General features: G+C 36.7%; 18 protein-coding genes. 3 read left to right on the top strand and 15 right to left on the bottom strand.

What is annotated here, in order from left to right; genetic code table 11:
* Positions 1-158: 158 nt before the first annotated feature.
* A complete protein-coding gene (locus BV906_RS10335; RefSeq protein ID WP_087973436.1) occupies positions 159-554 on the bottom strand; it encodes a hypothetical protein in 396 nt (131 codons plus the stop codon).
* Between the two features lie 206 nt (positions 555-760).
* Here BV906_RS10335 and BV906_RS10340 point away from each other — a divergent pair, with 206 nt between their 5' ends.
* Positions 761-1,288 (top strand): ribonuclease H-like YkuK family protein, encoded by a 528-nt coding sequence (locus BV906_RS10340; protein WP_087973437.1) that lies wholly within the window; start codon positions 761-763, stop codon positions 1,286-1,288.
* 149 nt (positions 1,289-1,437) lie between these two features.
* Here the strand turns inward: BV906_RS10340 and BV906_RS10345 are convergent, their stop codons facing one another.
* The 4 genes from BV906_RS10345 to BV906_RS10365 all read right to left on the bottom strand — a co-directional run bounded on the left by BV906_RS10345 (position 1,438) and on the right by BV906_RS10365 (position 6,564).
* Positions 1,438-3,483 (bottom strand): catalase, encoded by a 2,046-nt coding sequence (locus tag BV906_RS10345; RefSeq protein WP_087973438.1) that lies wholly within the window; start codon positions 3,481-3,483, stop codon positions 1,438-1,440.
* A gap of 274 nt (positions 3,484-3,757) precedes the next feature.
* Positions 3,758-4,459 (bottom strand): Crp/Fnr family transcriptional regulator, encoded by a 702-nt coding sequence (locus BV906_RS10350; RefSeq protein WP_425435191.1) that lies wholly within the window; start codon positions 4,457-4,459, stop codon positions 3,758-3,760.
* A 468-nt stretch (positions 4,460-4,927) separates the two neighbouring features.
* Positions 4,928-5,494 (bottom strand): NADPH-dependent FMN reductase, encoded by a 567-nt coding sequence (locus tag BV906_RS10360; RefSeq protein ID WP_087973439.1) that lies wholly within the window; start codon positions 5,492-5,494, stop codon positions 4,928-4,930.
* An 11-nt stretch (positions 5,495-5,505) separates the two neighbouring features.
* Positions 5,506-6,564 (bottom strand): LLM class flavin-dependent oxidoreductase, encoded by a 1,059-nt coding sequence (locus tag BV906_RS10365; protein WP_087973440.1) that lies wholly within the window; start codon positions 6,562-6,564, stop codon positions 5,506-5,508.
* Positions 6,565-6,719: 155 nt separating this feature from the next.
* Between BV906_RS10365 and BV906_RS10370 the strand changes: the two genes are divergently transcribed.
* Positions 6,720-7,064 carry a winged helix-turn-helix transcriptional regulator gene (locus BV906_RS10370; protein WP_087973441.1) on the top strand — a complete coding sequence of 115 codons (345 nt, stop codon included), beginning with the start codon at positions 6,720-6,722 and terminating at the stop codon, positions 7,062-7,064.
* 49 nt (positions 7,065-7,113) lie between these two features.
* Here BV906_RS10370 and BV906_RS10375 read toward each other — a convergent pair whose 3' ends face one another.
* The gene (locus tag BV906_RS10375) at positions 7,114-7,389 is read right to left on the bottom strand and encodes a hypothetical protein (RefSeq protein WP_087973442.1); all 276 of its coding nucleotides are present in this window, start codon (positions 7,387-7,389) and stop codon (positions 7,114-7,116) included.
* 70 nt (positions 7,390-7,459) lie between these two features.
* Here BV906_RS10375 and BV906_RS10380 point away from each other — a divergent pair, with 70 nt between their 5' ends.
* On the top strand, positions 7,460-8,554 hold the full coding sequence (locus BV906_RS10380; protein ID WP_087973566.1) for a SulP family inorganic anion transporter: 1,095 nt from the start codon (positions 7,460-7,462) through the stop codon (positions 8,552-8,554).
* Positions 8,555-8,719: 165 nt separating this feature from the next.
* On the opposite strand, the gene BV906_RS10385 is transcribed toward BV906_RS10380, so the two are convergent.
* From BV906_RS10385 to BV906_RS10425, 9 genes are all read right to left on the bottom strand, one after another.
* Positions 8,720-9,091, bottom strand: coding sequence for a hypothetical protein (locus BV906_RS10385; RefSeq protein ID WP_087973443.1), 372 nt, complete (start codon positions 9,089-9,091; stop codon positions 8,720-8,722).
* Positions 9,092-9,136: 45 nt separating this feature from the next.
* Positions 9,137-9,334 carry a hypothetical protein gene (locus BV906_RS10390; RefSeq protein WP_087973444.1) on the bottom strand — a complete coding sequence of 66 codons (198 nt, stop codon included), beginning with the start codon at positions 9,332-9,334 and terminating at the stop codon, positions 9,137-9,139.
* A gap of 13 nt (positions 9,335-9,347) precedes the next feature.
* On the bottom strand, positions 9,348-10,079 hold the full coding sequence (locus BV906_RS10395) for a pilus assembly protein TadG-related protein (RefSeq protein ID WP_087973445.1): 732 nt from the start codon (positions 10,077-10,079) through the stop codon (positions 9,348-9,350).
* Positions 10,076-10,468, bottom strand: coding sequence for a TadE/TadG family type IV pilus assembly protein (locus tag BV906_RS10400; protein ID WP_087973446.1), 393 nt, complete (start codon positions 10,466-10,468; stop codon positions 10,076-10,078). Before BV906_RS10400 ends, BV906_RS10395 begins: the two co-directional genes overlap by 4 nt.
* 73 nt (positions 10,469-10,541) lie before the next feature.
* A complete protein-coding gene (locus BV906_RS10405) occupies positions 10,542-11,357 on the bottom strand; it encodes a hypothetical protein (protein WP_087973447.1) in 816 nt (271 codons plus the stop codon).
* Between the two features lie 73 nt (positions 11,358-11,430).
* Positions 11,431-12,729 carry a hypothetical protein gene (locus BV906_RS10410; RefSeq protein ID WP_087973448.1) on the bottom strand — a complete coding sequence of 433 codons (1,299 nt, stop codon included), beginning with the start codon at positions 12,727-12,729 and terminating at the stop codon, positions 11,431-11,433.
* A 59-nt stretch (positions 12,730-12,788) separates the two neighbouring features.
* Entirely contained in the window at positions 12,789-13,517 is a 729-nt protein-coding gene (locus BV906_RS10415; protein ID WP_087973449.1) for a hypothetical protein, read from the bottom strand.
* 13 nt (positions 13,518-13,530) lie between these two features.
* Complete coding sequence (locus BV906_RS10420) at positions 13,531-14,358, bottom strand: hypothetical protein (protein WP_087973450.1); 828 nt, start codon at positions 14,356-14,358, stop codon at positions 13,531-13,533.
* Positions 14,359-14,429: 71 nt separating this feature from the next.
* Entirely contained in the window at positions 14,430-15,878 is a 1,449-nt protein-coding gene (locus BV906_RS10425) for a hypothetical protein (protein ID WP_087973451.1), read from the bottom strand.
* Positions 15,879-15,881 lie beyond the last annotated feature (3 nt).

Genomic DNA, 15,881 nt, shown 5'->3' on the forward strand with positions numbered 1-15,881 from the left:
CGTTCGTTAACACAAATGTCGATTTTGCAATTGGTATTTCGAGAAGTGAGTACAGATGGTGCTGATATTCTAAAGGGAGTGTAGTAATAAAATTCGACAAAAACAAAGGAATAAAAGGCACTGTTCTATTAAAGAACAGTGCCTTTCTTGATTACAGTTTATCTTCGTCTGTTTTTAAATTGTTTTATAATAAAGTATATAACAAAAGCAATGGCAGCATAAATAAGGAACATGACAATAAAGCCCCATAATCCCATAACAGCATCCGCAAACTCCATATTACCTCTATTCGTTATGGCTTGCTGCAGTTCTATCGCAAAAACTATTACAATCATAATCGTAAATGTATAAATAAATGAAAAGATCGTCGTACTCCATTTCATATGTTCCAACAGTTTAAAAAAGAAATAAACTACAAAAAAGGTGCCCATTCCAATAATACCCATCACCCAAAAATGCAGCTCTTTATCTGACATATTAATGCCAAATATATCTATTAATATATCATGTATATTATTTACGATTTCAGCTAGTATGATTACAATCTCTTTCATTAGAACCTCCAACAATATTATTTTCTTACTTTCAGTTTACTATATTTATAGATATAGAAAGAAACAAAATTTACAAAAAGAGCATATTTTGAAAAAAGTTTACGTTATCTAGTAATTTTTTTAAAACTCGTTACTTATAATTATAGTACAGGTTGTAATTTTTTAAAGCTTAGATGCCTTAATTATGAAGGAGGAATTTTATTTCGATGGATAAATTAAACGATTGTTTCCAAAATCTAAGCAATAAGAACATGTCATTCAACCAAGTGTTTCAATATATTAAGCAATTTATGGACAAAGACCCCAATGGTTGCTATAAACTAATGTTCGGTACCGATTCACAAGTCCATGCCGAAAATACAAGATTTATAACTGGGATTGTTATCCATTGTAAATCGAAAGGAGCCTGGGCATGTGTTCGAAAAGAAATTGTGCCGAGGAAGATGATGAACCTTCATGAACGAATTTCCTTAGAAACTACTTTAACAGAAGAAGTAGTATCGTTGTTCAGCGAAGAAAAGAAAGATCAGCTTATCAATATTATTTTACCTAACATCTATAAAGGTGCCTCTTTCAGTATTGAGGGGCATATTGACATTGGATCTGAAAGCAGAAATAAAACAAAGATGTATGTCGATGAAATGGTATTACGAATGGAATCACTAGGTATCGAACCAAAAATCAAACCGAATTCATTTGTTGCAAGTTCCTATGCAAATCATTTCACAAAATGACTCTATATAATTAAAAATGTCAGATAGTCTATGAGCTCCTTAGAGTCGGGACTAGCTGCAACTTCTTAGTAGAATCCATATAAATTGAATTCGACAAAAATCAGGGAGTGGCTGGCACTCCCTGATTTTCACTCACTGATATGGCTTTTCTAAACTACTTTCCGATCCCAGTGCCTATGTTCTGCAATAGCTTGGATAAACTTCTCTGTAAATCCTTTATTATCCACCGCGACTACTCCTGGACTATCGAGCATATTATTTTCTTCTAACCATTGGATCCCCTCGTGTGTAGCCCCAATCGGTTTATAATGTTTGAAAGCTTCCTTAACAAAGTAATTCGCATTTTTATAAAAGGTATTGTCGATGTTATCTCCGCCTACGATATAGATGGCATCATATAAAACTGGGTCTGTCGTTGAAAATGTATGGTCGACCGTGATATCAATATTATTTGTACCTGACACAACACCTTGCTTATCACTAATCGTCTCATAGGCAACCCCTGCCAGATTCAATCCTTGCAAAATCTCTTTCACTTCTGAATCGTTGAAGCCATTTTGTAAAATCACACCAATTTTCCGGCCGGCAGGAGTTTTGATTGTGTTTGCCTGACTAAGCGCTGGTGATGCTTTGGTTATCGTTGATTCCTCTGCAACCGGGAGAGTTGCTCCAATGTTTTTTGCAATTTGTGTTGCTAAAGCAAGATCAACATTTGCAAACATATCTACTACTTGTTGCCGGACAGCTTTGTTCTTAACACTTCCTACCTCAAAACTAAAAGCGTCTACAATATGCTGTTTTTCAACAGGACTCATGCTATTCCAGAATAGCTTCACTTGAGAAAAATGATCATCAAAGCTTGCACTTCTGGATCTAATAACACTTCCCTCTACCTTCTCCTGATAATGAGCAAAGCCTCCCTGTTCTTCCCTCGTAGGGGCAGGAGTATTTGCGGCAAGTGAATTATTTCGGTAGGTAACTTTTCCTTTATTAATCGTTTGTCTATGATAGCCATCACGCTGGTTATTATGAAACGGACATACTGATCTATTTATCGGGATCTCATGGAAATTTGGGCCACCCAAACGAATTAGTTGGGTATCTAAATAAGAGAACAATCGTCCCTGTAATAATGGATCATTTGTAAAATCGATTCCGGGTACGACATGCCCTGGATGAAAGGCAACTTGCTCTGTTTCAGCAAAGAAATTATCTACATTTCTATTCAATGTTAGCTTACCAATAATTTTGACTGGCACATCTTCCTCCGGCCAAATTTTCGTGGCATCAAGAATATCAAAATCGAAGGCAAACTCGTCTTTTTCCTCAATAATTTGAACACCTAATTCATATTCAGGAAATTTCCCCATCTCAATGGCATCGTATAAATCCCTTCTATTGTAGTCAGGATCCTTTCCTGCAATCTTTTGCGCTTCATCCCATACAAGTGAATGAACACCAAGTTTCGGAATCCAGTGGAACTTCACAAAGTGGGATTTCCCTTCTTCATTCACAAAGCGAAATGTATTAACACCGAATCCTTGCATCATCCGAAAGCTTCTTGGAATTGCACGATCTGACATTAACCACATGACATGATGTGCAGATTCCTGATTATTGGCAACAAAATCCCAAAACGTATCATGAGCACCAGAAGCCTGAGGAATTTCATTATGCGGCTCTGGCTTAAGTGCATGGACTACATCGGGAAATTTAATCCCATCCTGTATAAAAAATACAGGCATGTTATTGGAAACGAGATCATAGTTCCCTTCTTCTGTAAAAAACTTCACAGCAAACCCGCGTACATCTCTTACGGTATCCGCGGATCCGCGAGAACCAACCACTGTAGAAAAACGAACAAATACCGGTGTTTTCACTTTTGGATCTTGTAGAAACTTTTCCTTTGTAAACGGTTTCATTGATTCGTAAACTTCAAATTGCCCATGAGCCGCAGAACCTCTTGCATGAACAACACGTTCCGGAATTCGCTCATGATCAAAGTGGGTCATTTTTTCTCTGAAATGAAAATCTTCCATGAGTGTTGGCCCACGCTCTCCAGCAGTTAAAGAAAGTCCATCCTCTGAGACTTTTAAGCCTTGATTTGTTGTCAATTTCTTGTTAGCATCATCGACTCGAAACTGCTCTAACTGTTCTTGTTTACTATTTTCATTTACTTTAGGTTTATCACTCATAGACAATTTCCTTTCTTTCTGTTGTTACTATGTAACATTCCCAAAAGGAAAGTTTCTATATGGTGAATGGCCTTTTTTACCAGTATAGTATTGTTTTTATATTCTCTTATATGTCAAAAAGAAGTAACCACTGCTCTGAATAAGATGAGCGATTACTTCTTTACGTAAACAATTTCAATAACATAGTTAACCATACTGTTACTACAACTACTGAGTAGTTAGAATGAAATTATTTAATTATACTGTCAATTTAAACAGACAGAGAAATGCTATTTCAAACAAGAAGCAGTCCATCCATATCCAGCACTTCAATTCTTTTATTTGTTTTCTGTTTAATTAATCCTTGCTTTTCCAGATCTGCCAGTTTACGACTGATTGTTTCTGGCGTCGTGCCTAAGTAAGATGCTAAATCTTTTTTACTCATTGGTAACGTAAATTCGTTTGAATCTTCTTCATTATCCACATAGTCAGCAATAAATAATGCAATTCTTGTTTCTGCTTTTTCGGTAGCGAATCGGGTGGTTTGCGTCTCTGACTGCTCCAGTCTTTTCGAAAACTCCGTCAGTATTTTAAATGAAATTGTTGGGTACTTTGAAAGAAACTGTTGCAAATCTGCCTGTTTAACCATGCATACATTTGTATCTACCATTGCTTCTGCGTAGGATTCGTGTGTCGATTCACTGAATAAGGCATATTCTCCTGTGAATTCTCCTGGATTTAATATGCGCACTAGCTGTTCTTTACCAGATTCAGATAATCGGTAGATCCTTATTTTACCCCTGTGTACAATATAAAGGGAGTCCGAGTCGTCACCTGCATGGTAGATAACCTCTCCCTTTTTAAAGGAAACAGATTGTACGGTTTCCATGATTTCATTCATCTGCTCATCTTCCAAATGGTTGAAAATCGGGACCAATGAAACACATGATTGATGTGCTTCATTGGAATGATGTGCGCATTGTTGATGCATTTTCATTGATTTTCCTCCTCACGGTAATCACTCTCTTTGTCTTAAAATTTCGTTTTGTCAGCTGACTTTAGAGTGAATCTATTAGCTATCTTGTAAAGTTTTATGATGCAGGAACCGATTGTCGAGTTAAACAAATTAGTAAAAAGACATTGAAGATTCTCCGTGAATTTCAATGTCTTTCCCTTAGACTTTGTATTGTTAAGAAACTTTTATAGACTTAACTGGATAGCCTAATTTACTAATAGTTTTCTCTATCTTGCTTGCTTCTATTTTAGATTCATCAAATTCTGTTCTGACTTTACTGGAATTAAATAATACTTTTGCAGATTCGCGATACCTTCTGTTTTACTTACTGTTGTTTCAATTTTTTTAATACAGGATGGACATGTTAGCGGTTCTAATTGCGTTGGGACTGCATACCGCCTGCCCCTCCACCAAGATTGTTTGTTATTGCATAAATCAATAACCCTACAATTAGAAACCATATTCTGCTTCTTTCGCCTTTCGAATTTCCGAAAATGTATTCTTTAATACTACTGTATCTTCAACCAAACGACCGATTCGGAATAATACATCATCATTGATAATTTCTTTCAGGTAAAAATCCTTTTCCTCAATAAATACATAGGACTGAACAATTTGTGCTTTCATATATGTGATGATTGGTTTTAATTGTTGTTCAGCAATGAGGTAATGTTTTGGCGAACCTGCTGTTACGAGCATACTGACAACTTTGTTCAAAAATGCCTGTTCTGGTAGTAAATCAAATATATTCTTCAATGTTGCTGGGATGGACGCTTGAAAAACGGGTGTCCCGATAATAATTACATCTGCTTCCATCATTGTTTTTGTTACATATCCTGCGTCACCTTCATATTCCAGGTAATTACGTCCGTCACTAAATGGAATATCATATTCCGCTAGATCAATCAATGTCACATCCGTATCCGGGTATTTTTCAGAAAGAGTTTGAACAACGTAGTTCATTGCCGTTCTAGTTTTCGAGCCTACTTTTGAACCGGATAATCCAACAATCTTCATTTCCCCACTCCTTAATTAGTCGCTGTATATTTTTTAATTGCCGGCAAAATTTCTGTACCGATCAACTCGATATTTTTCATTAATTTATCAAATGGAACGCCACCAAAGTCCATTTGCCCAATATAACGCTGGTGACCAAATACTTCATGCTGATAAAGGATTTTTTCGATAATTTGTTGTGGACTACCGATATTCATGACATCTCGTTTGTCTGCTCCTTGCGCAAATTGCTGCTTTGGATAACCTCGGCCATTCGTCACTTTCATTCCTTCATTAATAAATGGGTAATATTCTTTCTGTGCCTGCTGTGTCGTTTCTGCTACATAGAAGAATCCGGCTGTCGAAACGGGTAACTCCGACGGATCAAATCCACTCTGTCTTGCCGCTTCACGATAGGCCTCAATGGAATAGGAAAAACTGGAAGCCGGGCCACCTAACGTAGCGAGAAACATCGGGACACCTGCATAACCCGCTTTAATTGCACTTGCAGGCGGTCCACCAACCGCTCGCCAAATCGGCATCGAACCGTTTTGTGGACGTGGGATAACTTCAGCATTTTTTAAGGGAGCGCGGAACTCTCCACTCCAATTGACAACTTTCTCTTTATTAATTTTCACCAACAGCTCAAACTTTTCTTCATATAACTCTTCATAATCACGTAGGTTATAGCCTAATAAATCAAAGAGACCTACTCTTGATGCACGTCCAGCTATAATTTCCGCACGTCCTCTCGAAATCAAATCAATTGTTGCAAAATCCTCATATACACGAACCGGATCAGATGTACTAATAATTGTAGATGAACTTGCAAGTTTAATCTTCTCTGTTGCTTGTGCAATTGCTGCTAATACGACAGAATGTGCCTGCGTTGTAAAATACTCCTGATGACTTTCCCCTACACTAATGAAATCAATCCCCGCTTGTTCAGCAAGCTTTGCTAATTCAATGATTTCATGGATACGTTGTTCAGCTGAAATCCTTTCACCTGTTAATGGATTTGGTATATGGTCCCCTAATGTATAAAGTCCGAATTCTAATCCTTTACTTGGATCAATACGATATTTCTCCAACTATTTATCAACCTTTCATTAGTTATACTTTATCTTCTACGTAATACAAATTATATTTTTATCTATGAATGTTATTATAAGATATATCTAATATTATAGGAAGTAAGCACTTTTAAGGAACATAGTATATAAAAAGACACTAAGGAGAATGTTATATGGATAAATCACCCGAACATTGCCAAGTAGAGGATGCTTTAGGTATTTTAGTTGGCAAATGGAAGCCGATTATTTTGTTACATTTATTACAGGAAGGGACAAAACGTTTTAGTGAACTGAAACGAAGCATGCCAGGCATCACACAGAAAATGCTTACAAAGCAGTTACGTGAACTTGAAGCAGAAGATATCATACAACGTGTTGTCTATCCACAGGTACCTCCAAAAGTTGAATATTCGATTACCGAGTATGGTAGGAGTCTTGAGCCTATTTTAGAAGCCATGCACGAATGGGGAACAAAGCATACATTGCATAAACTGCAAAATGGAATCAAAAGAGCTTAAGATGAATAAATAAAACGGGAGACTTCCACATGAAGTCTCCCTGCATCTTTTATAAAACATCATTAATATTTTGTTGTGCTTCTTTCACTTGTTGACGGGTATCATGCAGCTTTTCATATGCTTGCTGAAACTGTGCGTTCTCAGTAGCTTCTGTTCCCGCTTGGTTTTGTGTATTCTGCAAACCCTGTTCTGCTTGTAATAACTGTTGTTCCGCTTGTTCTAGGATTTCACGATCGTATCCTTGTGCTTGTAAAATAGCCTCTTGTGCCTCTTTTATTTGCTGACTTGCCTGCTGTAATTGATTATGCATGTTCTGCTCGGCCATAGAAGTACCCTCCATTTTGAGATTACTAAAAATCTTTATATATTGTTCCCCTAAATTTTTTGTATTATGTATGGGAAATACTATGGTTGATGCCCATCTTACTCTATCCATTTCATCGGATCTTCTTTCCGGAATAATTGTTGGTATCATTGCACTCCCATTAGCTATGGCTTTCGCTATTGCTTCCGGGGTCAAACCAGAGTATGGAATTTATACTGCTGGTATTGCGGGTATTCTAATTTCATTATTTGGTGGATCAAAGTATAAAATTGGTGGACCAACCGGGGCTTTTGTTCCAATACTACTAGGTATTGTGATTACCTATGGCTATGCCGATTTATTAGTTGCGGGCTTCTTAGCAGGAATTCTTTTATGTTTGATGGCTTTATTCAAAATTGGCTCCTCGATCAAATTTATTCCTCGACCTGTTACAGTAGGTTTTACTTTGATTGTCGCTTGGAATATGGCAGAACGTAAACAGTTTGCTCATTTATTAAAGTTGAAAACAGGAGACTCACTTATTTTATTGGTGACATTCTTTCTAACCGTATTTTCCAGCATTACAACAGCAGTATTAGATGGTCTTGCATTGGCGCTTATTTTATTTGCAAAGCGGATGAGTAATTTATTGGTAGTTTCTAAGGTGCTTCCAGATCATACACAAAAAAACGAAACCGTTCAGTCACATTTAGTGAATGATTCCCATGATTGTCCACAAATTAGTATGTATACGATTGAAGGTCCACTGTTCTTCGGGGCTGCCCAACTCTTTGAACAACGCGTCATGGAGACAATCAATTACAAGCCAAAAGTGCTAATCTTACGAATGGGAATGGTTCCATTTATAGATGCTACAGGAACAGCAAATTTAAAAAATATCATTAACCATTTCAAGAAAAATGGTGGTATCGTACTGCTTTCAGGTGTCATTCCTCAATTAAAAGAACAATTGAAGTTATCAGGTTTGTATGATGAAATAAATGGAAAATACTTTTTTGACCATACTGGAGAGGCAATTAATTATGCGATTTCCCAAATTAATCATAATAAATGTTTAGGTTGTAAACATTTTGCTTTTCATGAATGTGAGCAACTTTCTCGTGATGGTGAGTTAGACAGTAAATATATTGAAGGAATCTTTGGAATCGGTAAAGTAAATGAATGAGAATAGCAGTCAGATCAAGGTTAAAACTAACTTGGTATGACTGCTATTTTACTATGTATATTCGACAAAATTCAGGAGTGACAGGCACTTTTAAAATCTAGAATTGGATTGCCGAGTGTTGCAGCTTATTATTCATAGCAAACCTCCCTAATAGATATCGCATTTCTATGGATAACGCAGCATATACTTTGTCTGCTGAACTCGTACATCCAAGCCTTTCCGATAAGTTTTCCTCAATTCATCATAAATTTCAGTTTCACTCATATTTTCTAAATTCCGATTCCTCGTAAAGCGGTCAAGTGAATTCTTCAGCCGCTGTTCTGCAACTTCACTGGTCATCCCTTGTAGTACTATATGATCCACATATTTTTCAAAAGGCTTAATTTGTAGGTGATCCCGATTTTCATAAATCACATCGAAATCCCGGCAATTATCATACTGACCTTTAAATTGTTTATACTGAATGAGAGTCTCCATTGCTATATAATGCAAGACCTTTTCAATTTCTTTATCTGTAAATAAACCTTTTTGATCCACTTGCTCTTGTAGAGAATTGAAATTTTTCCAATGTAGAGAAACTATTTAAGCTTCTTTTTCCCTAATTTGGTTGATATGGTTTTTTCTCATTACTGGAAGAGCGAAACCAACGACAAGAGCTGTCAGTGGAAAACTTCCATCCGCTGCGAGCCACTCCACTACGGTTATAGGTACGAAAACTGCATAAATGAAAATCATTAAAATGAGATACAATCTCCGCCATCTTTTTTCTTTTTTTGACACAAAAACCCTCCTTTTAATCTAATGAAATAGTTGTACTTTCATTCCATATTTCCGTTAAGAAATCTATCTCTGGTCCTGCTGATTCCTGAAAAATATTTTCTTCAATTCCTTCCATAAATCCATCATAGGATACACCTTCCATTTCATTTGCTGCACGTACATAAATTCGATTACTGTCAATCCAAAGTTCCGCTTCATCTAAGACTCCACCATTTTGCAGGATAGTACTTCTGGCCATATCAATTGCTTTGTCTTCGATTGGAGCATTGCGTAATTTAAGTTTAAGTGCATCGCCAATAATTGGGATAGGAAAAAGGACGTCAGTTAAATATCTATCAAGGGCCTGTAATTCACGTTCATTGTCTGACCAATCACTATACTGTGAACGACCTAAGAGTTCGTCTACTGCTTCTTCAAGTTTATCTTCGAGATTTTCATAAGGCAGTTCTTCCTCATCTTCAGCTTCACCTGGATCGTCTGATGATTCCTCTGAAGGCTCCTCTTCAGGTAGGGCTTCTTCATAATCAAAGCCAAATACAATCTCCCGTACTTCTTCGTATACAACACTCGATGCCGCCATACTTGCTTGTTGTGCCGTTGTCGCAGATTGTTCCTTGACAGCTAAAGCCATTCCCATATTGAGTACAAAGACAAATAAGACTCCCATTATTCCGAGCATCCCTAAAACAAAAAGCATAATACTTCCCTGTTCATTGTTAAATCTTGCTCTTAGTTTCTTAATCATTCAATCACCCTGCCATATGCAGTTGCTGAATATGGAACAGATAGCCCCGGGAAATAATTAGATATAAATAATAGATTGATATTTACATTTACTTCTGCTTCAAATTCTTTGTTTCCAGAAGATGGACCCGATATTGATTGTGTCTGTAGATAACTTCCTGTAGACGATAGTATTCTATTAGCCGCATCTTGTGCTTCCGATTGATCCTTCGTGATGGAATACACATTTGCATACTCATTAGCTGCTGACTGGGTTATGAGAACACCATGAATTCCAACAATAAATTGGATAATAATCATCAAAAGCAACAATGCTAAAGGAACAATTCCAAGAAATTCAATTGTGGCAGAACCTTCCTCATTATTAAATCTTCTTCTCCAACGATTCATGCTCAGAGCAGCCCCCTTCTTATTAAAAGATCTGTTATTATAGATGGAAGTAAGTTATAACTTGTTGCATCATCTAATCTAGTTTCGGATATCTTATTTCTTTTCTTAGTGACTTATTTCCTTCATTCTGTATGGTTAAATAATATTTTTTAACAGCGTCTATATGCTCTTCCATTGTCATGTTCTCCATATTTTCTACATGGCTTACTGATTCAATTTCTGTTCGCAACTTTTCTTTACTGTCGGAAAGCTGGTCAATATATTTCTTGACTTTAGTCGTTGCGATAGTTCGAACCATCGTGTCCTGATTAATATGCTCTTTTATAAATTTATAATCGTCAATGAGTTGATAAAGTAGTTGAGACTGTGTGTATTGTATATAATCAAATTCAGCCAATACATCTTGGACCATATCAAGATCTGAAACAGTGAAACATTTCTTCGCCCTCGTATTCATCTCAAAGTCTTCTGTTATCGTTTTTAATTGCTCTTGCAGTTCAATTATCTTTACTATCCCATTGTGGCAATGATTATAAATATCTTTTTCATTTTCAGATAAGCTAACTTCTTTTGTAACCTTTTCAATGAATGATTTTGTTTTCTCTAATGGATCCATTGTTATTCCGACCCTGTGAAAGGCATTATTTTTTATGCTCTGCGTATTATTGAATAAAATAACCAACATTTCAAGAGCAACATTATACTCCTCTATTGTTGGATTTGGGTAAGAAGAGAGCATTCCAAAACCACTATGTTTATTAAATTTCCTGTAAAACACCATATAGAAATCCTTACCATCTACGTGAACATATTTTTCGTTAATATCATAGGTTTCGAAAAGTTTTTTATGCTTTTTAGCTTGTTTATGTAATTCCGCATTTATTACCATTTGAACGACCTTTCTTTATACTTAGTTAGTAATTTACTTTTTTCCTAAAAGCATAGAGTTTAGTAATATGCTTTTAGGAAAATTTGCCTTTAAGCCAATTCCATCCATCCTTGATTTTATTTCCTGCTTTATTAGCGATAGATTTAGTCGTTGATCCCAAATCACCTTTCCAGTTATCTGCAAATAGTTTAACACCTTTTGATACGACCCAAATCCCCGCACCTACAGCTACCATGCCTGCACCAACAGCTTGTCCGCCAGGAATTGCAGAAGCAACCACTCCTGCATTCATTAACGTATCTCCTAAACTTCCAGTAGCGTCTGCAACTGCAGATGTTTTCTCAGCACCAGAAGCGTCGCTCGTTAATACATCATAGGCTTGACCAGCTTTATACCCGGTTTCAAATGCTGCTACCCCTGTTCCGATTGCTGCAACACCAATATTCAATTTTGAAACCGCACCAACTGCACCCGCTGAAGGCGTTATATTTGTTGCAGTCTGAGCTGCATTAGCTAAATCACTCCCAGTACTTGTTGCAGTATATGCATTTCTTACACTCACTAGCTCTTGAACAGCACCGTATCCATCTGCAATATGTGTTCCAGTATCATAAATGTCAAATAATGTCTGATCATTTATGCCTAATTTAATTCCATTTAACAATATACCTTTATAGAGACTGCTGCCATAATTCATCTTGGCATCATAGCTTAGATTTGTCATATTTTCATAGGTTAGCATGTCACCTACATAATCGACCTGTCCGAGTATGACATCTTGAGTAATATATTTTGCTATATCATACCCTTTTGGCAGATCAGGAATAGGTTGATCGCTATCGGATGTGTTAGCAGCCTGAGCATAATGATTAAATCCTTGTTGTGCCCAAGGATATCCCATTACACCAGGAAACCCAGTTCCAGGTTGAGCTAGAAATGGACCTTGCTGGTATCCATTTTGTTGGAAGCCAGGCGTTAAGAAAGGTTTTCCCTGATAACCTTCACCTGTAAATCCCGGATTCGCCCATGGTCCTCCCTGATACCCATTTCCTTGGAACCCAGGAGTTAACCAGGGCGCTCCCTGGAACTGTTGACCTGAAAATCCAGCATAGTTCCATGTATTTCCGTTCCAGGACTCGCCATTCGTTCCAGGTTCTCCTTGCCATGATTCTCCCGTCCAGGAATTACCTTGCCATGAATTGCCTTCCCATTGTAACTCGTTACCATTCCATGAGTTACCTGTCCACGGGGTTCCTGTCCAGGAATTCCCTGTCCATGCACCTACTGCATATACAGTAGGCAAAAATATAGGCTGAAATACAAGAAAGATACTAGCTATTGAAACAAAGAAAATTTTTAGCATTTTATTCATTCCATAACCCCTTACGAAGAATATTAGGCCTTCCATTGGAAGAAGGTATAAAGGTTTCTCTAGTTTAGGTAATTAACACTGTCTTCTTTCACTTCAACTTCTAGCACTTCTAATGACTCTCTCCATTTGATCATATATGAGGTTAAGAGAATAATAATAAATGGAAATACTAAAAGGTTTAAAACCATTTGTGTAATTATTTGAGCAGCATAGGATGGTGTTATATTAAATAATTGAACGGTAATAAAAATACCAAATAAGAACTCAATACTTCCAGTGATTATAAGAATTAATGCGATCTTCCAAAAGTTTTTCTTCCCGATGCGTAATCCCTCTTTATAAGATTTCCAAACCGACTTTTCATCAAAAATACTAAGATATGGGATAGGAAATATTAACGCCAGAAATATAAAACCTGGAAGAATAAATAACATAAAACCTATTGTTGTAAGAATGGAAACAATACACGCAAACAGAAATACCGTAAAGCCATTAGCAATAAAATGATAAAAGGCATTTCGCAGGCTATTTTCGTAACCTCTATATTCGTTATAGACAAATCGGATATAAGGTACTTGCGCGTATATAAACAATAAAACAGTTAAAAGTCCATAATATATGTCTGCAAATGAATAAATTGGTGAATAGCTTGGGGTTACAACATAAATATAGTTTGTTGCAAAATTATGAATGATTAATAGGGGCAGCGTTGTAAACAACATTAACAATAAAATTTTTTCAAATTTCCGTGTGTATAACTCCCAAGCAAACTGTAGTGGTTTTTCCATAATAAACTCCTATTTAAATTTTTGGATGTCTTAGTTTTTTCATATGTTTCTCAATGAATTTTTCAGTGTTTTGTACTGTAGTCTTTCTGGCAACTTCTCTATGTTCTTCTTTTGTCAGCTGTTCCAGATTTGGTACATGGGTCAATTCTTTAATGTTTTTTTGGAGATTAGCTTTACTTATAGTAAATTCTCCAAGATAAGTTTTGGCAGCTTCATCCATAAATGGTTTTATCTCCTGGTCATTTTTTGCTTGGTTATAAATTTCCTTAAATGTTGAAATATTATTATATTGTGTGGTCATCTGGGTATATTGAATATAATCAAATTCACTTAAATAGTTTAATACATTATCAAGAAGATCCTTTGTAATAAATTTAATCTCACCTGATTCTACCTGTCTTGCCCTCGTTAAAAAAATCTCATAATCCTTTATAAGTTGGTCCTGTAAATTAATAATAAAATTCAAAGCATCTAAACCTTTTCTGAAGATTGCTCTATTTTCTGGACTCAATTGAAGGTTAGTTAGTACCTTTTGCAAGAATCCACTAACAGTTGTAAAAGAATTAAAATTTATTGCTGCTCTGAACCCGGCATGTTTTATAACTGATCCTGAATATTGATAGTATCTACTTAACGATTTAAATGCTTCTATATATTCCTCTTTATTATTAGAAGACTGTGAGGATATAATCGCATAACCTGTTATTTTCCTTCTTTTATAGAAAGCAAAATAATATTCGTTATCATTAATCTTAAAGACACCAGGATTAATATCGTATTTTTCAAATATTTTTTTATGTTTCGCTGCTAATATATTTAATTCATTATAATTTTTATTCAAGAATAATACTCCTTAAAATACTTTTCTGTAGGAATATGTACATAATAGAAACGAGTGTAAACTCGTCTCTATTATGAAAACCATCCTTTTACAGTATTCCATCCCTTTTTAGCAATGGATTTTGCGGTTTTTATTGGTCCGCCTTTCCAATTATTTGCTATAAACTTAGTTCCTTTTGAAAGTGCCCAAAGTCCAGCACCACCTGCGACCATAATTCCAGCTGCCGCGCGTGCACCAGGTATAGGGGCAGCTGCAGTTATTGTCCCGGCATTCATTATAGTATCACCAAGGTTTTCTCCTACTTCTGCAAAAGCTGCTGTTTTATCGGCACCAGTTGCATTACTGTTGTATACTTCAGATGCGTTATTAAAACTGTCAACTGTTTTTACACCTGATGTGTAAGCACCTAACGCTGCAGCAGGTAGGCTTAATTTTGATAAAGCTTTCTCAACCGGTTCTGGTGGGCTAGGTATTCTATCTACAACGTTCAGTACGCTTGAGCTCCTGCTTAAATCAGAACCATTTTCTGCTAGATTAAGCATCTCTCGAGCATCAAAAAACTCGCCTGCATTACTAGCAAAAGTTCTGGCTTTCTGGAACTCGCTATAGCCCTCAACTCCATCATATAACTTCGTACCAAAATCATAAGTATCGGTACCAAAATTATCTACCCCAAATACCTTTAAGCCAATGACGAAAACATCTCCATACATTCTTCCGCCGAAATCCCATTTACTTGTGCTACTGGCATCAAGATAACGTTGATATTTCAACCCCTCTGCACCCATAGTGGCTGTACTGCCAACAGACTTCATAATATATTCAGTAACCTTGTAGGGGTTTGTATCATAATATGGAATATTATCGTTATACCCAGTTGATGGGGAAACATTCGGTTGATAGCCATTCAAAAGCCATGGAGTTATTAAGTAAGGGCTACCCGTATAGCCTGAATTATTCCACGAATTACCTGCATATGGGCCGGCCATATATCCTTGTTGTAACCATGGATTACTAGAATAACCGGACTGGGACCAGGCATCGCCAGTAAATGAATCACCTTGAAATCCTGATTGATTCCATGCATTTCCATTATACGAGGAACCATTCCACCCTTGAGACTGCCATGAATCTCCATTGAATCCATTTACATTCCAACCATTTGCTCCCCAGGAATTACCTGATGATGGATTACCAGTCCATGAATCTTCCGTAAAGCCATGCTGGGACCATCCTTCTAAGTACCAAGGAACACTACTCCAAGTGTTGCCATCCCAACTGGTCCCTTCTGTTCCTTGTCTTTCCCAATCATCACCTTGCCAGGAGTCACCTTCCCACTTCAGACTGGCGCCATCCCATGAATCCCCAGTCCAAGAATTTCCTTTCCAGGATTCACCTTCCCAAGAATTACCTGTCCATGCCTCTACAGCGTAAGCGACGGGTGCAAAAACAGGCTGAAGGGTTACAATCACAATTGCCATAAATGCAAAAATGCTTCTTAACCACTTATTTATTACCATCAC

The sequence above is a fragment of the Oceanobacillus rekensis genome, assembly GCF_002153375.1.
Classification (GTDB): Bacteria; Bacillota; Bacilli; order Bacillales; family Amphibacillaceae; genus Oceanobacillus; species Oceanobacillus rekensis.